Source organism: Streptomyces hokutonensis (assembly GCF_000376565.1).
Classification (GTDB): Bacteria; Actinomycetota; Actinomycetes; order Streptomycetales; family Streptomycetaceae; genus Streptomyces; species Streptomyces hokutonensis.
The window spans coordinates 20,273-38,501 of the sequence record NZ_BARG01000094.1; the positions used below are offsets into that span (position 1 = coordinate 20,273).

Below are 18,229 nucleotides of genomic sequence, written 5' to 3' on the forward strand. Positions count from 1 at the left end.
GCGCGGGCCGGCTCACTCGTCCTCACCGCTCTCGGACTGCCGCCGTTCCCGCATGGCGCGCAGTACCTCGGCCTGCCGCATGAGCTCCCGCACCCGGTCCTGATCACCCGGCCGGCGCCAGCCGCCCACACCGCCGCTGCCGCTCGGGTCCGGCCGTGCTCCGCCTCCCGGCCGGGCCATGGGCCCGGGAGTGAGACGGGACGTCCACGACGGCCCGGGAGGCGGCGGCGCGGTCGGGCGAGGTGGCGTGGCCGGGCGAGGCGGGAAGGTGGGACGGGGAGGTACCGGCCGGGACGCGCTGGGCGATGCCGGCGGCCTAACGGGCAGGCGCTGCGTGCTGAAGGGCCCCGAACCGCCTCTGTCGTCTGCTTCCCGTATGGCCTGGGCCACGTGGCGGCCGGTGTCGCCCCAGACGCGGGCGTCCTCGCGCACGGTGTTGCCCCACACCCGCACCTGCTGGGCTGCGTCCTGTGTGTAGCGCGAGCCGCCCTGGCGACCACGGCGGATGTTGGCCGGTAGGCCTACCGTTGCCCCGTAGGCGGCCCTGCCGCCGCGGTGGAGGATGCGGTAGCCGCGCAGGCGGACCAGCCGGTTGTGGGCGCGCGTCGACAGCAGGGTGCGGTCGGAGTTCTGGTCGTGCAGGATCTGACCGGTGGTGCGGTCGACGATCTGGCCCTGGTCGTTGCGGTACCGGTCGGGCGGGCCCGAGGGCCTGCCCGGTCCCCCCTGGCCTCCTTGTCCTCCCGGCCCCCCGGGACCGCCACCGGGGAATCCGCCGGTTTCCGGACCGCCTGCTGCCGTGGGCTTGCGCCACTTTTCCAGCTTCTCCCGGTCCGGCCGCTTGCCGATCAGCAGCCAGTGCGCGCCCTTGACGCCGAGCCGCGCCCCCAACCCGCCCACCGCCGCCGCCGCAGTCAACGGGGCCAGGCCCCGGCCGGCTTCGGCGGTGGCGTCGGCGAGCATCCCGCCGGTGTCCACCGGCATGCCGGCGCCGTCGACGAGGGAGGTGAGCGCGCTCAGCAGCCGGTAGCGGGTGCCGAGCAGACCGAACCGGCCGCCCCCACTACCGGCGAACACGCGGAGCCCGCCGTAACCGCCCATCGCCGCGGGGGAGTTCATGGCGAGGGCGGCGCCGAGCTCGGAGGTGTCACCGGGCAGGTGGGTGCCGCCGACCTTCGCGTAGCGCATCCGCATCGCCGTGCGCCGGCCGAAGGACGTGATGCCGGCCAGCAGCCGGCGGTGCCCGGCCGCGCCCGCGATGGCCAGCACGTCGATGAGCAGGATCCGTTCGACCATGAGGTCGGGCCCGTTGGTGATGGTGGCGTCGACGGCGATGCCGAAGAACGGGATGAACGCGCAGACCGCGACGAGCGCGCAGATCGAGATCCCCCACAGCGACAGCCATTTCCACACGCTCTGGCGCGGTGGCCCAGGCAGCATGCCGGCGACGAAGGTGACGCCGCCGGCCGCGGCGGCCGCGGCGCAGATGCCCTGGGTGGCGAGCATCACGATCGCGCTGGAGAGCAGCATGCCGCAGATGAACAGCGCGGCGACCAGCAGCAGGGCGGCGCCGCCGACCCGCCACCAGGTGGGCTTCTGCGCGTAGGCGGCGCACGCCTTGCCGACGGGACCGGCCTTCTTCATGTCGGCCAGGAACAGGGAGAACGAACGGTCCTCGTCGGTGATGAGCGCCGGGGTGGAGGTGTCCAGGAGTTCGCTGCCGGGGGTGAGCGCCGGGAGATTGTCGTCCACAGCGGTCTCCGCGTGGTCGTGACCGCGCTCGCAGATGTCCTTGGCGTCGCCAATGATCAGCCTGCAGGCGTGCTTCGCCTCCTCGGAGGGGGTCCAGTCCGGGTTGGGCAGGTATCCGCCGGTGATCCACTTCAGGTGGATGGCGTACGCCTTGCGGTCGGAGGCCTTGCCCGGGTCGAGGATGCGCCCGTACTCGAGGAGCATGTAGGGCTTGACGATCAGCGCGTTGGTGATCGAGTCCTGCAGCGGGCGGGCCACCTCCGCCGCGGAGACGGGCGCCTCGTCTTCTCGTTGCAGGCACTTGAGTTCGGCGTTGCCTGCCATTCCCGCGCACGGGTCGGTGGAGGCGATCTTGCCGCCCCAGTCGTAGGAGTTGAAGCTCTGCTGGGCGACCTCGGCGGCCACCTGCTGCGTCTGGCCGAGCGGGCCGTCCTGGGTGAGGAGGTAGTCGGGGCGCACGAACGTGGAGGCGGCGAACGCGCCGATCAGCAGGGTCAGGAAGATTTCGCCCAGTCCGCGGCCGATCCGGCCACGGACGATCATGAACCCGGCGAAGACGAACGCCCAGGCGAGAAGCAGCCCTTTCAGACCGAGTGTGTCGACGACCAGGTGGTCGTAGACGTCGGCGGCCTTCTGTGCCGGACGGATCAGGATCTTCAGCAGCGGGAACCGGAAGGCGAGTTCGATCGCCCAGCCGGCCAGTCCGGTCAGCAGGCGGATCACGGTGAACAGGCCGGACAGGGCGAAGGCGAGGGCCTGGCCCTTGAAGTCGAGGATGGAACCGCCCTCGGAGCTGAGGTCGTAGCCGTCGATCGGCACGCCTTCGGACGAGGTGATGTTCAGCGGGGCGAGGAGGCCTCCGCTCTCGCTGCTGCTGCTCGCCGCGTACACGACCTGGGTGTTGACCAGGACGAACACGCCGGTGAGCAGGACGACGAAACCGGCCGAGCGCAGGGTGGGGCGGTCTGGGCGCCGCATGTCAGCGCCGCTTCTGCCGGGCGGCGCGGCGCCACCAGACGGTGAGAGCGCCCAGGCCCGCTCCGACGGACACCAGCCTCCACGCTGCCGAAGCCCTGCCGTGGTGCTGGGCCGGGGCGGCGTGTGTGGTGCCGCGCTCGCAGTATTTCTTGGCCTCGCCCAGGATCAGGCGGCACGGATCATCGTGTGCCGGTGGTGAACTGGACGCGAAGGCCTGCCCGGTGTGTGGCCACCATGCGTCCGGCACGCCCGCCCCGCAGACCAGGACGAGCACGCCGATGGTCACGGCGAGAACGGTGAGGACGGCCGCGGCCGCGCGGATGTGCCGGGAGCGGTCCCACGAGGAAGAGATCATTGAATGTGTTCCTTCGGGCGGGCGACGGCTGCACCGGCGAGCAGCTGCTCCGCTGAACTCGCGTGGTGGGAGGCGTTGGCGGAGCGGTGTCCCGGTGTGGTGGTGATGGACGACTCGATGCGCGGGATGCGGGGGATGACGGCTTTCACCCGGCCGGTGTTCTGTCGCGGGCAGGCCAGCAGGAACTCGCCCTCCCGGCCCCTGCGGCCCACGGGGGACAGGCCGGTGGTCACCAGCCGCAGCAGCTCTGGGTCGCCCGGATCGAGGCCGACGAACTCCAGTCCGCGTCGGGCGCGTTCGCGGTCGGTGGTGCGGGCCAGCGCCCGGTAGGCCATCAGTCCGCGGTCGGGGCCGAGTTCTGCGGCGTCGTGGGAAGCGGCGAGGAGGCCGGCGCCGTGTTTGCGGCCGTCGTGGAGGATTTCGTGGACCAGGGCGGTGCCTTCGGCAGACGAGGTGAGCCAGTACAACTCGTCCAGGACCACGGCGGTGAACCGCTGGGGGTCTTCGAAGGCGGTCTGGCGGGCGATCGCCGCGATCAGGTAGAGCACCGCGCGGCCGATCAGCGCCTCCAGCGGCTGCTGGAGGAGAATCTCCGGCTTGTCGAACGCCGCCTTCGGCGGCAGCTTCAGCCCCGTGGTGGTGATGACGATCATGTCGGAGGTGCTGGAGGCGTCCAGCCGCACCGGCGGCAGCGCCGGGTCGAAGACCATTCGGGCCAGGGAGTTGGTGGCCACGACCCGCAGGAGACCGGCGAGGGTGGCGGCCGCGTCCTGCCGCTTGCCCACCTCGCTCGCGGCCATCCCGTCGAGGACCTCCACTACGCGGTGCATGGACGGCTGCTCGCCGGTGGCGGCCTGCTCGACGGCGTGGTGCAGCACCTCGCCGCCTGTGCTCATCGGCCCGATACCGAGCTGCAGGGTGAGGTAGGACAGGGCGTAGTGGCGGCCCTCGGGGCCGGTGAACATGCGCAGCGGGTCGATGGAGACCTCGGCCCGGGCGGCGTCGACGATCTGGACGCGGCCCTTCGCCGCGGTCCGGGCGAACGTGGCCCACTCGCGGACCGGGGTGCGGTCGATGCAGATCGCGCAGCCGCCGCGCGCCCACACCGCTTCCGTGATCAGTTTCTGCAGCACGGACTTGCCCGCGCCGAGGTCGCCGACGATGCCCATCGACGCGGACGCGTCCACCTTGGGCGCATCCGCCACGTTGATCATGACCGGGCGGGTGGTGCCCGAGTCGAGGTCGATCCCGAGGAACATGCCGGCCGGGTCGCCGACCTCGCCCACGGTGAAGGCGCCGCCCAGCGCCCAGTCCTCGGAGACCTGGTGCTGGGTGAACTCGCGCAGCACGCCCGGCCGTACGGTCCCGGGCAGGCTGAGGGTGAACAGGGCTTCTTGGAGGCCGGTCGGGCGTATGGCACGGTAGTCGGCGGCGGCGAGCAGGGCGGTCAGGGCGCGGGCGCGGGCGTCGCAGACGGCGGCGGTCGGCCCCCATACCGTCAGTACGGTCACCGACTGGACCTCGACCTCGACCGAGGTACGCGACAGCCGGGCATCCAGCTCGCCCAGATCCCGGGCGGCTTCGCTGAGTGAGGCCGGCATGCCGGTGGGGCGGGCGTCGTACTGGTCGGCCTGGTCGATGAGTTCGTTCTTCTTGCGCCGTACCTGCTGACGTGCCTTCTCCGCGGGCACCAGGGTGAGGTCGATGGTGTAGTCGACGGGGAAGTCCAGGGTTTCCAGCTGGGCGAAGAGATCGGCGGAGTCCTGGCTGATGGTGGGCGGGCACTCGGCCAGCGCCAACTGCGCCTGGTAGCCGGTGCCTGCGTCCGTTTCGACCTGCAGCCAGCGGCGCCGGAGCGGGGAAGCCGCCTTCAGCCGCCACCAGGCGTTCCGGCCCGACCGCGTTATCTGTCCGGCCCTCTTGAGGTCGTCGGTGTCGTCGAGTTCGGGGTCGATGCCGCCTTCCTGGAGGCGGACCTGGCCGAGGTCGGCGTAGCTGGGGGAGTGCAGCACCCCCTCGCGGATCTGACTTCCGTACAGTTCGCTGACCTCGGACTCGGCCAGCAGCGGCTCCGCGAGACCGCGGTGCAGGGCGTGCTGGATCATCCACACGACCTCCGCGGGGCGGGCGGGACGGAAGGCGATGCCGCCGGCGAGCGCGGCCTGGACCCGGGAGGCCTGTTCGCGGTACGCGGTCACCTCACGCCGCGTCACGGGCGCGGCCCGCATGCCCAGCGCGGGGGCCACGTCCGCCCACATCGCACCGAGCGACGCCGACACCTGACCGCCGGCGCCTTCGGTCTGCAGGGGTACGGCCAGCCACAGGGTGCGGTGGTGCATCTCCTGACGGTCCAGCAGGTCCAGCGTGGCTTCGACGTTCTCCACCCATGGGTGTGTGCCGTCGACCGGCACGGTCTCGGCCGGCTCGATGCCCTCGATCATGCGCAGGGCGATCTCCCCCGGATCGACCTGCGCGCACAGCCCGATCAGCCGCGGCGCACCCGACAACGACCGGATCAGGTGAGTGATCTTGGCGAGTTGCTCGTCGCGGACCGCGGCGGGCACATATGTGCCCTGGACGGTCTCCTCGCTGTGGCCGCGGGCGTCCGGGCCGGGGTGCAGCCGGTAGATCGCCCACACGCTGCCGTGCGTCGACCACACCAGGTGTCCGGAGATATGACGGACCGGCACTCTCATCGCGCATCCCCGTTCTGGGCGGTGAGGGTGAGTAGTTGCTGTACTCCCGAGACCGGAGGGGCCGGCGTCGGTGGGGCAGCCGGAGTCGTACGACGGCGTGGTGCCGAGCACGGTGTTGCCGGGCTACGACGACGGGGCGTCCGATCGGTGGAGGGCCGGGAGGCACGCCGTGGCGCGGGCGCCGGAGCGGGTGGGGGTGCGTCCTCGATGGTGAAGCCGCCGAGCAGCGGGTGGGGAGTACGGTCGCGGGCGGCGTGTCCGCCGATCCGTCCCCCGCGCGGCCGCCGGCCGAGCATCAGCCAGCCCAGGGCGGCCTGCATCGGGGCGCGGCCCCCGACCTTCGGCCGGCGCACCGCCCACACCGTCAGCAGCCAGGCCGCGATAGGGACCGGTCCCATCCACGACCACCAGCTGATGGTCTTGGCGAGGAGGAAGCCGCCTCCGACGGCGATCGTGATCTGTGCGGGTGTGTAGGGGCCGAGCGGGATCTTCCAGTCCGCGATTTTGCCCAGCACCCAGGGGTGGCGGCGGGCAGAGGTGTAGAAGCGTCCCACCCGCGCGGGAACGGCCGCGCTCACAGCCAGCCCCCAACGCCCGGTGAGTGGTCACGCGAGCCCGGGAGGTCGGACCGGACGATGCCGGGGACGGCGGGTGCGCCCCTGGCCGGGTTCTTCACCTCGTCCTCGAACATGTTCGCCAGGTCGTTGCGTGAGTTGTAGAGGCCCAGCGCGATCACCATCAGCAGCAGGGCCCCGATCCCCGCCTTCAACGAGAACTTCTGGATCATGATGACGACCACCAGTACGACCAGGCCGGCCTGAAGCCCGTTGGTCGCCCAGGTCTTGAACATGGTGATCCAGCTGTTGCCGAGGTCGTTGAGCTCCCCGGCGAGCATCAGGCCGTACACCGTGTTCACCGGGAACCCCCGTCCTGCACGGTCCCGGACTCCAGCGCGGCGACTTCCCACCGGCCCGAGCGGGCCCTGAGCGTCAGCTCGTAGGCCAGCGGCCACCGGCCGTCCGTGTTCTGGGTGTCCACCTGTGTGAGGACATGGACCTGGGTGCCGTCGGCCGGCATGTGCTCGGCGGCCGCGGCCTGTTCGACGGCGGACACCTGCTGCACGGTGGCCTCCGTGTACGGGGCGGGGGAGACGGCCGGCAGGTTCACGCCGGGCGCAAGGTAGCGGTCGACCTCTCCGGCGCCGGTCAGGTAGGCGGCGAAGAACTCCGTGAGCGCGGACGTCAGATCACCGTCGGAGACACTCACCCGGTACGGCGACGCGGGCACCGTGGCCCGCCCCGGGCCGGCCACCACACCGGGGGCACCGGTCACCGTGAACGAGCCACCGGTGCTGTCCGACACCAGCGGGACGGCGTAGTAGCGCAACCGTCCGTCGGCGTACTGCGCAGCCACCGTGACCGACCACGCGTCGTCGGCTCGCTGCGCACTGCGCACCGCGATGACGGACTCCGGCTTCGCCTGCGCAGCGGAGACCGGGGCGGGTAGGCCGACGTCCGGCGCGAGCGACTGCGCAAGACGGGCCTGCGCACTGGTCTCATCGCCGGCGCTGCTGCGCAGCCACGCGCCGACGAACACCTGCGCATAGCCGCCCGGATCGGCGGCGGCCCGCGTGGTGCGCACAGTGGTGGACGTGGTCGGTGTGGCGGCCTCGACGGCGGTCGGGCTGGAGGTGATGGCGAGGCCCAGGGCGATGGGGCCGGCCGCGACCGCGGTCCAGACTGCCAGGCGTGAAAGGCGCACGCGGCGCCGCATCGCTTCGAGGCGGGCGCCTGCGGCCATCGGTGCGGCGGCCCCGCTCTCCGGAGCCTGCTTGCCAGGAGGCATGGTCGAACTCCCAGGTCAGAACGTGTACTTGCTGACTTGAGAAAACCCGCCGACCCCGACCCGACCACCGACCACGAGACCCCGACCACGGTCACGATGGGGACACGAAGCCCGTGGTCGGGGTCATGGTCGGCCCGACCACGGGCCCCACCATGGGGTGGCCGGGCAAAGGGCACCGCATCCGCCCACGGCCCCCCGGGCTGGAACTGGGTGACCACGTGCCCCGCGGGCAACGGACCCGCAGGCCCCTGCGCAGACAGGTGCCGTCCGGATCTTGTGAGGCATCTACGCAGTGCGCGACCCCACCCTGCGCAGCAGAAGATCCGGAGTTCTCGCGCCGGTTGCGCAGCCGCCCCGCACGACCCGACTGAGCACGATCCTCGGCCGGTTGCGCAGCCCTATCGCGCACTGCCCGCCGAAGGCTGCGCAGTCGGATGCGCAACTGCTGCGCACCGCGGGGGCGAAGGCGGCGTGGTCGGCCCGACCATGAGCCCGACCACGGCAGTTGGACGGCCGCGTTGCCGGATCGTGACCGGTGGTCGGGACTCATGGCCGCCGGTCCGGTCGGGGCCGGCCGATGAGCTGACGGCATGGAACACACGCACGTGCCCGGGCCTGCCGGCCCTCACGCCGGTGGGGCCCAAGCGCCCTGCCCCGGCGATGGCGCGCGGCCCGTGCCGGGGCAGCGCGGTGAGCCGTTTCGGGGCGGGGATCCGCCGTGGCGTGATGGCGGCCGATCAGTTCACCCAGATCTCCAACGCGCTGTTCCGCGAGACCCGGTTGTCCTTCAAGTCCGAGGGACTGTCCGGACTGCTCTCCACACACCGGGACGGCCGGCGGACGGCCGTCGCCCGTCCCGGCGGCGGCCGCTGTGCGACCTGCGCCCGCGCCCGCGCCTGGGCCTGTGCTGTGACCGACCTGCTGGAAGGAAGCACTTCATGAGGGACCCGCTGCGCACCACATCGCATCCGGCCGCGCCGGGCCTGCGGCCGTTCGCCGGCGATCCGGCCCGCTGGGACGCGGAACGCTCCTGTGCCCTGCACCGGGGGCGGATGGCATGCGACACCGGATCTTGCACCACTGCTGCGGAGCCGTATCTGGTGTGCGAGCGCACCGGCTGGGGCTGGCTGGCCTGGACGGTTCCCGCCGACGGCAGCATGCCTGAACGCCCCCACCACATCGGTGTTCTCCCGCCCTCGGCGACCTGGGTAGACCGTGTGGCGGCCCGTTGGCTGGCCCGGCGCCCGGCCGGCCGCATGGCCCTGCACGCGACGAGCCACGGGTCGCTGCGCTACTTTGCCGTCGCGGTGGCCGTCGTCGGATGCTTCGCCGCCATCGACGCGATCGCCCGCGGCGTCCCCCTCGGTGTTGCCGTGCCGGCGGCGCTGGTGGCCCCGCTGCTCGCCGACCATCTCCCCGACCGCCTCGACCTGCGCGCCCGGCAGCGTGTGCGGGTCGTACACGGAGCAGCGGCCACCGGATACCTGCAGCGCCTCGGTGTCCTGCACACCGGTCTCCTCCGTGCCGCCGCGGGCAGTGACCGCCACGAGCTGCGCCGCGCCGCCGGGATCGGCCGGCATCTGCTGTGGGACGCCGCCGGCCTGCTCCAGGGGCAGGACATCCGCCAGGTCTCCCCTCAGCTGATCGCCTGCGAGCGGCTGATGCTCCAACTCGCCGACCAGGTCACCCAGAACACCGAGCACACCACCCCCGAGGACGCTGCGGCCGAGGACGCGCGGGCCCACACGTCCGGGCGGACCCGTGGCCCGAATCCTCCCTGGGGCCCGGCCGGCGGCGTCTGAGACACCCCGGTAGGCGCACGGCACGTCATCTCTGAAGGGAACCCTCCTCATGGCGCAGCCCGGATCCGGCCCGGCCGCCCGCACGGCGGACGTCTACCTGCTCTTCGCGCACGAGCCGTACTACCCCTCTCCCGGAGCCCGGGAGATCAACACCGCCGTCGTGGCCGCCGGCTCCCTGCTCCACCCGCGGGTGCTCCAGCCCGACGGAGCCCGCATCCACCGCCTCCTCACCCACGGACGGCAGCCGGGCGAGATCGTCCCGCTGTCCACCCTCACCCACGAACTGCGCGGGGGTGCCGACTGGCCGGCCGTCGGCGACTGGGAGCGCGTCACCACCGACCTGGTCCAGCTCGTCCGCTCGGGACACTGCGACGCCCTCAGCCTCGGCCTGCCCGGCATCGCGCGCGCTCTGTTGTGTTCCGGTCCGCACAGCCATGTGCGCGCCTACGACGCCGCGGCCGGCGAGTTCATCGACCACGGGCCCGGCGAGCGGGCCGCGGCGCTGGCCGACGTCGGCGTGTTCCTCGCCGTCCTCGTGGCCGAACGGGATCTGTGGCCCGGCGACGGCCTGCTCGCCCCGCTCACGGCACCTTCGTGAGCTGGCAACGGAGCCGGTTTCGAAACGCGGGTGCCGTGGGCTGGCTTTCCGATCCTGATCCTCCGGCTTCTCCAACGCGCCCGTTGTCACGGGCGGTACGTGTGCCGACTCTGCCGTTCCGTGCCACCGGCACCCTCACGGTGGCTTCCTAGGCGACGGTCGGGCTCCGGGCCTACTCAGCGAGTGAACTGCCCTGGTGGTGCCGGCGGGTGACGTTCGTGCATCCCGCGGCGGGCCGCTGCTCCCTGCACCGCCGGCGGCGCGCTCGGTACGTTCTTGCGGGTGCGTGCCGCGTCTGGCGGGTCGGGCCGGTCGCACCCCCACATGCATGGCATGACGATTTCGTCATGTACGGTGGGGGTGTGACGGAGCAGAGCATTTACGGGCATCTTCGTGAGTTCCGTGAGGCCTTCGACAAGCCTGAGCCGCTGGCCTGGCCTGAGATCAGCCATGGCCAGCTGCTGATGATGATGAGCCCGAAGAAGCAGCATCAGCTCGTTGCCCACCGCCTGCGTACCCAGCTGGAGCCACAACTGGGTACGGACCTGGTCCTCATGCTCGAAACGGACATGGAGGATGCGGCACTGGGCATCCTGCGGGTCCCCGACCTCGTCGTGATCGACGAGGAGGAGGCCACAGCCGAGAGCGATGCCATCGACCCGCGCCGCTGCCACCTGGTGATCGAGATCGTCTCCCGGTCCAACCCGGGCAACGACTACGAGGGCAAGCTGCGCGACTATCCGGCCATGGGGGTGCCGCACTACCTGATCGTCGACCCCCGGGACGGGACCGCTGTCCACCACTGGGCGCCGACACGCCGCACTGGCGAACCCACGTACGACAACAGGCAGCACTACGCCTTCGGGGACACCGTCACCGTCACCGGCTGGAAGATCGACACTGCTGCTCTGCCCCGCTACAGCGCGGACGCCGGACGGTGAACGACACCGCCGGCCTGGTGCGGTCCTGGCGCCAGCAGCGGGGCATGTCCCAGACGCGCCTGGCCGAACTCGCGGGGACCGGGCAGGCCGCGATCTCACGCATCGAATCCGGGCGGGACCTGCCCACCCTGGCACTCCTGGACCGCATTGCCTCGGCACTGGACTGCCGGCTGACGGTCACCTTCACGTCCGGCTCGGGGCAGACCCCGCCCCCATCCTGACCAGATGATCAAAAGAGAAAGACAAGCGCGGACGCGGCTCTCGTCACCCTCGCAGGCTCCGTACAACGCGTGGCGGCGTACCTCCGAGGCCGGAACGCGCTGATGTGCGTATCGAGGGGTACATGACACAGAGTCCCCTGCCATGACGATTACTGGCGTCGCCTTCGAGGGCGGCACGACCGTGGCCGGGGGAGTCGCTGTCGCCGAGGTGGCCGGTGGCGATGACGTCTCCGTCTGCGCCGTACACGGTGACGGAGGTTCCCTCCGCGATGTCGTCGTAGCCGCCGGTCCCCGCGCAGCCGCTGCCGTTGTCGGAGGCGTCCTCGGTGAGGGCGAAGGCTCCCTCGAGGGTGAAGGTGCCGGGTCCGGTGCCGGTGGTGGCGGTGATGCCCCAGACGGCGCCCATCAGGCCGGCCCCGGCTGCCAGTCCGAGGAGGCCGGCGGCCGTGGCGCTGAGGTTTCTGCGGGGCGGCGCGGGCGGTGGGGCCGGGAGCGGTGGAGTGTCGGGCAGCGGCGGCATGGTGTCTGTCATGGTCCCCCCAGGGATGAGACGGATCGGCAGGCTATAAGCCGGTTGAAGCTGCTGACGCCTGATCAGTTGAGGATTCACCGATTCGAGGTCACGGAGCGGGACCCTCACCGCCGGGCCTTGAGACGGCCCGGCACCGGGCGGGGAAGACCAGAGGCCGGGCGTCGAAGCATCTGGCCGGTGACGAACCATCACCGCATCCGGAGCTTCGGCAACGTGACCGGTTATTCGTATCGACACCCGCTCGGAGCCTACGGCTGACCCGCAGGTGACCCTCCCGCACAGGCGGCGTGCAGCCGGGCTGCCGGATTCCGGGCACCCGCGCTGAAGGCGGGCGGGTTCCCGGTTTTGGCAGTGTCCCGGAATGCTCGCCCTGAATGGCCGGCGCACGTGCCCTGCTGCCTTATGTCAGGCCCGGGCGGAGTCCGTCGAGCACCCGGTGCTTTTCGCCTTTCCCGACCGTGCCGGCAGGGATGCGGGCGTACCGCTGGGCAGCGCGGGCTCGGGCACCTGCCCCCCCGCACCTGCACGGTTTCAGCGTCCGCTGCCCTGACCCGGGTTGGGCGTGGGGTGCGCAGCCCGGAATGCCGGTGCCGGTCGCCTGCGGACACGGAAGGGCGGACACCCGGCCCCATGGTGTGTTCGGGCAGGGGCGGCCCCTGTTGGCTGCTGATCGTTGGGGTGGTTGTGTCAGTGCCTGCTGCTACACCAATTCCCAGGGCTGGGGCCGCAGTTGGCGGGCCGGTGATCAAAGGGGAGGATGCAGTGGCGAAGCCGCCCGGGGGGTACCACGTTGTCCGCAGGCACCTCCGAAGCGGCCCGCGCCGGGGCGCGGGGAGGCTGAGCGGCTGGATGATCGCCGCGCTGATCGCCGGGGTGTGGTCGGGGAGCCGGCTCATCGGTTTCGGCGAGGCCGCCCCCGCGGCGCCGGGTGCCCCGCGGCCGGCGGTGCCCGGGTCTGCGGGCGCGGGCCGCTGATGGCCCGCCGCCCGCTGCGGCCGCGCCCGCCCCGGGGCCGCGGCGAGCAGGTCGCGGCCGCGGCCGTCGCCTGTGCCGCGGGATGGCTGCTGGCCCGGCTGGCCGCGGCTGCCTGGCATGCGGCTCTCCGGGTCTGGCCGTGGCTTGCCGTCGGTGCCGCCATTGCCGGTGTCGTCGGCGCATGGCGGATTCTCCGTGCGGTGCGCGGCCGGCGGATGCGCGTGCGGGCGCTGGCCCGCCTGCGGCTGACCCTCGCCGAACTCGACGCGATGGACGACCGGGCCTTCGAGTGCGCGTTGCGCGACCTGCTCGTCCGGGACGGCTGGACGGCCCGGCGGGTGGGCCGGCAGGGCGACCAGGCCGCCGACGTCATCGGGCAGGACCGCAAGCGGGGCAGGATCGTCCTGCAGGCCAAACACACCCGGGTTGCCGCGAAAGTCGGCTCGGCGGTGATGTACCAGGTCAAGGGGACAGCCGGCCCGGTCCACGGCGCGCAGATGGCGGTCGTGGTCACCAACGGCTCCTTCACCCGCGACGCCAGGATGTGGGGCGAGCGCCACCACGTGTACTGGGTCGACCGTGACCGGCTGCGCAGCTGGGCCGAGCACGGAACGTCCCTGCAGGACCTGCTCCGCCTGCCCCACCGACCCGCCCGCCGCACGGTGTTGCGCCGGCCGGCCTGAGGAAGGTCCGTCTGCCGGGCCGGTCCTGCGCGGGTTCCTCGTTGCCGCTCCGCGGCGGCTGACAGGTGACGCCGCAGGCCGGGGCACATGATCCCGGCCGCCGGGTGATGGTGTGTCAAGAGACCGGTCGGAGCGCCGGTTTCCTTCTCGGCTGCGGTGAAGAGCGGTCGAAGGGCGGGTGCGGTTGTGGGCGATGCACCGGACGGGCGGCGGGGCGGCGCGGCGCTCGGTGCAGGCGGGGAAGGCGGCGTTGACGGCATTCTCGGAAGAGAGTTGACATGCTGTCGGTACTCGACTTACGTTTGCTGCGTGTAGCCGCTTGGTTGCATGTTTTTGGGGGACGGGCTTCATCGCGTGAGCGGTGGAAGCCGGGGAATTAACCCCAGGAGACATGCGGCGTGAGCGGCTTGTTGCTTTTCCGGGGGCCCAGTCCCTCGCGAGCCCGTCCTTCCTGACCGGGAAGGAACGGCGGTGCCCTCGCAGGTTGAGCCACCAGAAGAGAACTCTGTTGTTTCGGATACCGCCCGGGAGTCCCCGGAAGGGCCCGATCACCGCACAGTCGATTTGATCGCGCTGGTGTCCATCCTGGCCGCCTGCACCGCGATCTGCCTGTCCGTCGGTGCGGCGGCTCTCCAGGCAGTGATCGGCGCGGCCGGTATGTTGTTCGCCGCGTGGCGGACACCGCCGCGGGCCAGGCGGGAGCCGGGACCGGCCCGGCGCCGGCGGCCGCGTCGCCCCGGAACGTGACATGGACCGGGCTCTGACGGTGACCGGTCAAGACATTCCGGCGCCCTGGGGTCCGGCCCGCGCCGACGTCAGTCCGGTGTGCAGGCGCTGGTCACGCCGCGGGGGAGCGGGAGTGCTCCGGCCTGCTTGACGGAGGGACCGTGTCAGTTGCACCGTCGCCGAAGTTCTCAGCCTCCGGAGCTTTGAACCTGTGGCGGAGTGCTTCCGTCGGTGGGCGGGTGAGGGCAGTTCTCCGGAGTACAGGGGCTGATGCGGCTGGCACCCTGCACCTCAGGGGCGGGCTGGGCAATGAGGGGGCTGTGTGACGGACGCGGTGATGACGGCGTGGATCGCCGCCGGCTCTGCGGTGGCCGGTGCGCTCGCCGGCGGTGGGGTGACGGGATGGTTCACCTTGGCGGCCGCCCGGAAACAGGCGCAGAGCACGGTCGATGCCGCTGCCCGGCAGGCGGATGCGGCGTGGGCGGCGGGCCAGCGGCAGGCGGATGCCGCCTGGGAGGCAGGCCGCCGGCAGGCGGATGCCGCCTGGGAAGCCGGACGCCTGCAGGCGGATGCCCAGCTCGATGTCGCCCGCCAGACCGTTGCCGCCCAACACCTTGCCGCCCAGCGTGAGGTCCGACGGGCCGCCTACGCCGCCTTCCTGGCCGCTACCGACACCGCCCACCAGTGCCACCGGGCATGGCAGCAGGCCTTGGGCAGCCCCGAGGCGGCCGGCTGCCGCGACCGTTACCGGGCCGCGCTGCCCGCCGTTGTCGAGGCACTCACGCTCGTGCGTCTCGAAGGTCCCGACCCGGTCGGTTCTGCCGCTGAAGTTCTCGAGCAGTCCCTCGAGGCGAACGCGTCCCTTGACCGGTACCAGAGCGCGCACACCGCCTTCCTCGACGCCGCACGCACCACTTTGAACGCACCCTGACCCACCGCTGGGGTACCGGCCTCGCGCATCTGGCCGGCCCGGGCGGCCGGGGGATATTCGACGCTGCACGGGCTCGCAGCGGCTGCTGCGTGGTCCGCGGTACACGGGTACGGTCCCGCCGGGGCGATTGGGCCCGCTCGGGGAGGGCGGGGCCGTGCGTCTTGGCGCTGCGAACGTCGGATGTACGCACGATGCCGGTGGGGCGGCATATGCGAACGTACTCTGATCGCCGCAACCCTCGCTGCTTGATAGTGCATTGGCGCTCCACGGAAAGATGCCCCGCTTCATGCAAGGAGAGGCAGGCGCAAGGTCTGCCGGCGCCCTGCGGTGCGGTTCCCGGCCCCGGACGTGCCCCGGGGCGGGATCTGTTGTGTCTGCCCGGGCTGCTTGCCACCGGTGCACTGCCTGCGGGGGTGAGGTGGCCGGAGATCGGTGCCGGCACCGTGCTGGGGGTTAGTGCCAGGGGGGTGTGGGGGTGCCGTCGGGGTCGAGGCCGTGGGGCCACCGCTCGTGTGGGGAGGCGCGGCGGGTGTCGACGCGGAAGACGTAGCCGGCGTCGATGGCCTGACGGGCGAGGGCTTCGGCGCCGGCCGGGTCGGCGCGGCTGCGCACCGCCGCGAGGCGCAGCAGGGCGCGCGCGGTACCTGCGTCCGCGGCCTGCCAGGCGAGGGCTTCGGCGCCCGCCGGGTCGCCGGCGTTCTCGCGCAGCGCGGCCATGGCAGTGAGGGCGGAGGTGTGACCGGCGTCGGCGGCCCGACGGTAGAGGGTTTCTGCGCCTGCCGGGTCGCCGGCTTTCTCGCGCAGCCGGGCCGCGGACAACAGGCTGTGCGTGTGGCCGGCGTCGGCGGCCTGACGGTAGAGCGCCTCGGCGTCCTCCAGGTCGCCGGCCCCTTCTCTCAGCTCCGCCAAAGGGACCAGAGCGTGCGTGCAGCCGCTGTCGGCGGCTTTTCTGCACAGGGCTTCGGCGCTGTGCAGGTGGCCGGCTTCGGCGCGCAGCCCGGCCAGGACCGTCAGAGCACGGGTGTGTCCGGCCTCCGCAGCCTCCAGCGCCAGGTCGTCGGCGCTGATGGGATTCCCGGCCTCTTCGTGCAGCACCGCGAGGCAGACCAGAGCGTAGCTGTGGCCGGCGTCGGCAGCCTGCCGGTAGAGGACCTGGGCACTGGCCAGGTCCTCGGCTGCCTCCCTCAACCCTCCCAAGAACGCCAGCACTTGAGGGTGGCCCCTGTCGGCGGCAAGACGGGCGGTGGCTTCGGCATCATCTCGCTCGCCACGCGTTTCGCGCAGGGCCGTCAGCCGGATGAGGGGCTGGCCGTGGCCGGCGTCGGCAGCCCGCAGCGCCACGGCCTGCGCCCCGGACCGGTTGCCGGCCCCTTCCCGCATCCCCGCGATACGGGTCAGCGCCCGCGGATGGCCGTCCGCGGCCGCCTGCCAGGCCAAAGCTTCCGCCACATCAGGCTCGTCGGCCTGCTCATGCACTTCCGCCAGCAGCGCCAGAGCCCGGGGGTGACCACCGTCGGCGGCCCGCCGGTACAAGGCCTTGGCCCCCGCCCAATCCGCGGCCTGCTCGCACCGGGCTGCCTGGGCCAGCAGCGCCCGCACCTCACCGGCCTCGGCGGCCCGCCGCTGCAGGTGGTCGGCCCACTGCAGCCGGTACCGGGCACGGGCCGCCCGGGCCAGGCTGCTGAGATCGTCCGCGTGCATCAGGTGAACGAAGGCGGCGTTCCAAAACGAGGCCGGCGGGCACAGCCGTCGGCGCGTGGCACGGCCGTGCTGCTCCAGATAGCCGGAGAGCTGGAAGAGCGGACTTCTCATGCCTGCTGCGGAACCGGCCAGAGGCCCGCTTGCGGGGGAGCGGTGCCGGGGACGCGGGGTGGTTCGGGACAACGGAGCCTGTTTGCCGTGCACCAGGCGGGTGAGTTCGGCAAAGGCCGACTCCACCCAGTTCTCGTCGAGTTGGGCATAGTCGACCTCGTCGAGGTAATCGACGGCCGCGTCGGTCAGAAAGGCCTGCGGCAGATACAGGCCCACCCCCAGACGCCGCGCATCCATGGCCGCCTCCAGGAGGGCTACGGCAGCCGGTGAGCCGTGCCGGTAGCGATGCAGCAACTCGGGTGCCCCCGCCAGGTCCTGAGTGATCCGTCCGGAGGCGCCGGCCCGGGCGAGCGCATCGGCCAGCAGTACATCCCCCTCGCCCGCCAAAGCGGCCGCCGCATCCAGCGCCTCGCGGTCGAAGGCCTCGGGCACCGACAGCATCCGCGCGGCGAGCAGTTCCCGCACCCGGCTGTGCGGATCCTCCTCACCCGGCTGAGGCAGTGCCAGGTACTGCCGGGCGAACTGCGGCCACAGCGTTCCCAGGACCAGAACGGGGCCACGGCCGGTATCCGTCAACAAGCCGTGCAGGGCCGCAGCAATCCGCTCACCCCTGGCCGGATCACCAAGGAAGTGCTGGGCCTCATTCAGCCACACGACCGTGCCCGGCGGCACCGCATGCAGGCCGGCAAGCGCCGCCTCGGCCCGAGTGGGGGCGAAGGGATGCCACAGCCACCACCCCGCCTGCGCCAGCGGTCGTACGGCCTCCCAGCAGGCCCGGGTCTTCCCGGTCGACGACGAGCCGACCAGCACCGTCATGTGACTGCGGCCCTGCGCCGCCGCATGCACCACCTCGGCCAGCACCTGGTCGTGGTCACGGACCACGTAGCCAGACAGCAGCCCCTCCGACCCGGCCCGGCTGCCCGCATGACGATCCTGCAGAGTACCGGCGGGATGCACCTCCAGATCGTGCGGACTGCACTGCGCTATCGGCCGGCCCACACGGCCCTCTCCCGTCACACCATGCTCCCCGCCGCGGCCGACCGCTGCACACACCACACCGGCTGCACCGGCAGACACACCGAGCGCGCCACCGCGGTGCGCCTCGCCGGCACATGCTCACCTGACGGCACCGCCCCCTGCACCCCCGCACGCAGTCCCACCCGCATCTGCTCCCTTGCCCTGCGTAGCCCGGCACGCGTCGTCCTTTCGGCCGGACTCAGGCACAACTGCCGCCCCGCCACAGCACGCTGTACTCGCTCAGCCGGTAGCTGATTGGTCTCCCGCCGACGTTATGTATCTGCTCGTGGTTCATCATCGCCCGGGCGTCGGGTGGCGAACCCGACACGACGTTCGGATCGCTGATCGTGTTGTTGTCCCGGCGC

15 protein-coding genes are annotated in these 18,229 nt (G+C 72.1%); 7 read left to right on the forward strand and 8 right to left on the reverse strand.

Annotation, left to right across the window (positions count from 1 at the left end; translation table 11 throughout):
* Nucleotides 1-12 precede the first annotated feature (12 nt).
* Genes SSP08S_RS47075 through SSP08S_RS47095 form a run of 6 tightly spaced genes read right to left on the reverse strand, consistent with a single transcriptional unit; the run spans nt 13 to nt 7,626 of the window.
* A complete protein-coding gene (locus tag SSP08S_RS47075; RefSeq protein ID WP_020684323.1) occupies nt 13-2,730 on the reverse strand; it encodes a hypothetical protein in 2,718 nt (905 codons plus the stop codon).
* Between the two features lies 1 nt (nt 2,731).
* Nucleotides 2,732-3,085 (reverse strand): hypothetical protein, encoded by a 354-nt coding sequence (locus tag SSP08S_RS47080; protein ID WP_019074630.1) that lies wholly within the window; start codon nt 3,083-3,085, stop codon nt 2,732-2,734.
* The gene (locus SSP08S_RS47085) at nt 3,082-5,781 is read right to left on the reverse strand and encodes an ATP-binding protein (protein WP_043260320.1); all 2,700 of its coding nucleotides are present in this window, start codon (nt 5,779-5,781) and stop codon (nt 3,082-3,084) included. Before SSP08S_RS47085 ends, SSP08S_RS47080 begins: the two co-directional genes overlap by 4 nt.
* Nucleotides 5,778-6,359, reverse strand: a complete 582-nt coding sequence (locus SSP08S_RS60235) for a hypothetical protein (RefSeq protein WP_078532784.1) — start codon at nt 6,357-6,359, stop codon at nt 5,778-5,780. The genes SSP08S_RS47085 and SSP08S_RS60235 overlap by 4 nt, the downstream gene beginning before the upstream one ends.
* Nucleotides 6,356-6,697 carry a hypothetical protein gene (locus tag SSP08S_RS47090; protein WP_019074632.1) on the reverse strand — a complete coding sequence of 114 codons (342 nt, stop codon included), beginning with the start codon at nt 6,695-6,697 and terminating at the stop codon, nt 6,356-6,358. The genes SSP08S_RS60235 and SSP08S_RS47090 overlap by 4 nt, the downstream gene beginning before the upstream one ends.
* The gene (locus tag SSP08S_RS47095) at nt 6,694-7,626 is read right to left on the reverse strand and encodes a conjugal transfer protein (protein ID WP_026179433.1); all 933 of its coding nucleotides are present in this window, start codon (nt 7,624-7,626) and stop codon (nt 6,694-6,696) included. The genes SSP08S_RS47090 and SSP08S_RS47095 overlap by 4 nt, the downstream gene beginning before the upstream one ends.
* 726 nt (nt 7,627-8,352) lie before the next feature.
* Between SSP08S_RS47095 and SSP08S_RS47100 the strand changes: the two genes are divergently transcribed.
* From SSP08S_RS47100 to SSP08S_RS47120, 5 genes are all read left to right on the forward strand, one after another.
* Nucleotides 8,353-8,568, forward strand: a complete 216-nt coding sequence (locus SSP08S_RS47100) for a hypothetical protein (RefSeq protein ID WP_019074634.1) — start codon at nt 8,353-8,355, stop codon at nt 8,566-8,568.
* Nucleotides 8,565-9,428: a hypothetical protein gene (locus tag SSP08S_RS47105; protein ID WP_019074635.1), complete on the forward strand. Its 864-nt coding sequence runs from the start codon at nt 8,565-8,567 to the stop codon at nt 9,426-9,428. The genes SSP08S_RS47100 and SSP08S_RS47105 overlap by 4 nt, the downstream gene beginning before the upstream one ends.
* Nucleotides 9,429-9,477: 49 nt before the next feature.
* On the forward strand, nt 9,478-10,026 hold the full coding sequence (locus SSP08S_RS47110) for a hypothetical protein (RefSeq protein ID WP_019074636.1): 549 nt from the start codon (nt 9,478-9,480) through the stop codon (nt 10,024-10,026).
* A gap of 362 nt (nt 10,027-10,388) precedes the next feature.
* Nucleotides 10,389-10,967 carry a Uma2 family endonuclease gene (locus tag SSP08S_RS47115; protein WP_102133560.1) on the forward strand — a complete coding sequence of 193 codons (579 nt, stop codon included), beginning with the start codon at nt 10,389-10,391 and terminating at the stop codon, nt 10,965-10,967.
* Nucleotides 10,964-11,188 carry a helix-turn-helix domain-containing protein gene (locus SSP08S_RS47120; RefSeq protein WP_019074638.1) on the forward strand — a complete coding sequence of 75 codons (225 nt, stop codon included), beginning with the start codon at nt 10,964-10,966 and terminating at the stop codon, nt 11,186-11,188. Before SSP08S_RS47115 ends, SSP08S_RS47120 begins: the two co-directional genes overlap by 4 nt.
* A gap of 43 nt (nt 11,189-11,231) precedes the next feature.
* Here SSP08S_RS47120 and SSP08S_RS62950 read toward each other — a convergent pair whose 3' ends face one another.
* Nucleotides 11,232-11,720: a hypothetical protein gene (locus SSP08S_RS62950; protein ID WP_174479457.1), complete on the reverse strand. Its 489-nt coding sequence runs from the start codon at nt 11,718-11,720 to the stop codon at nt 11,232-11,234.
* A gap of 974 nt (nt 11,721-12,694) precedes the next feature.
* Between SSP08S_RS62950 and SSP08S_RS47135 the strand changes: the two genes are divergently transcribed.
* Together SSP08S_RS47135 and SSP08S_RS47140 are read left to right on the forward strand one after the other, a co-directional pair.
* On the forward strand, nt 12,695-13,378 hold the full coding sequence (locus SSP08S_RS47135) for a restriction endonuclease (protein WP_019074640.1): 684 nt from the start codon (nt 12,695-12,697) through the stop codon (nt 13,376-13,378).
* Between the two features lie 1,048 nt (nt 13,379-14,426).
* Complete coding sequence (locus SSP08S_RS47140; protein ID WP_019074641.1) at nt 14,427-15,035, forward strand: hypothetical protein; 609 nt, start codon at nt 14,427-14,429, stop codon at nt 15,033-15,035.
* Nucleotides 15,036-15,488: 453 nt separating this feature from the next.
* Here SSP08S_RS47140 and SSP08S_RS57415 read toward each other — a convergent pair whose 3' ends face one another.
* Nucleotides 15,489-17,864: a tetratricopeptide repeat protein gene (locus tag SSP08S_RS57415; protein WP_158697315.1), complete on the reverse strand. Its 2,376-nt coding sequence runs from the start codon at nt 17,862-17,864 to the stop codon at nt 15,489-15,491.
* Nucleotides 17,865-18,229 lie beyond the last annotated feature (365 nt).

Bases quoted from the DNA above. Each gene is read 5' to 3' on its own strand.
- SSP08S_RS47085 (WP_043260320.1), bottom strand. From the start codon at position 5,781: ATGAGAGTGCCGGTCCGTCATATCTCCGGACACCTGGTGTGGTCGACG.
- SSP08S_RS62950 (WP_174479457.1), bottom strand. From the start codon at position 11,720: ATGACAGACACCATGCCGCCGCTGCCCGACACTCCACCGCTCCCGGCC.
- SSP08S_RS47110 (WP_019074636.1), top strand. From the start codon at position 9,478: ATGGCGCAGCCCGGATCCGGCCCGGCCGCCCGCACGGCGGACGTCTAC.
- SSP08S_RS47095 (WP_026179433.1), bottom strand. From the start codon at position 7,626: ATGCCTCCTGGCAAGCAGGCTCCGGAGAGCGGGGCCGCCGCACCGATG.
- SSP08S_RS47100 (WP_019074634.1), top strand. From the start codon at position 8,353: ATGGCGGCCGATCAGTTCACCCAGATCTCCAACGCGCTGTTCCGCGAG.
- SSP08S_RS47135 (WP_019074640.1), top strand. From the start codon at position 12,695: ATGGCCCGCCGCCCGCTGCGGCCGCGCCCGCCCCGGGGCCGCGGCGAG.
- SSP08S_RS47105 (WP_019074635.1), top strand. From the start codon at position 8,565: ATGAGGGACCCGCTGCGCACCACATCGCATCCGGCCGCGCCGGGCCTG.
- SSP08S_RS47080 (WP_019074630.1), bottom strand. From the start codon at position 3,085: ATGATCTCTTCCTCGTGGGACCGCTCCCGGCACATCCGCGCGGCCGCG.
- SSP08S_RS47075 (WP_020684323.1), bottom strand. From the start codon at position 2,730: ATGCGGCGCCCAGACCGCCCCACCCTGCGCTCGGCCGGTTTCGTCGTC.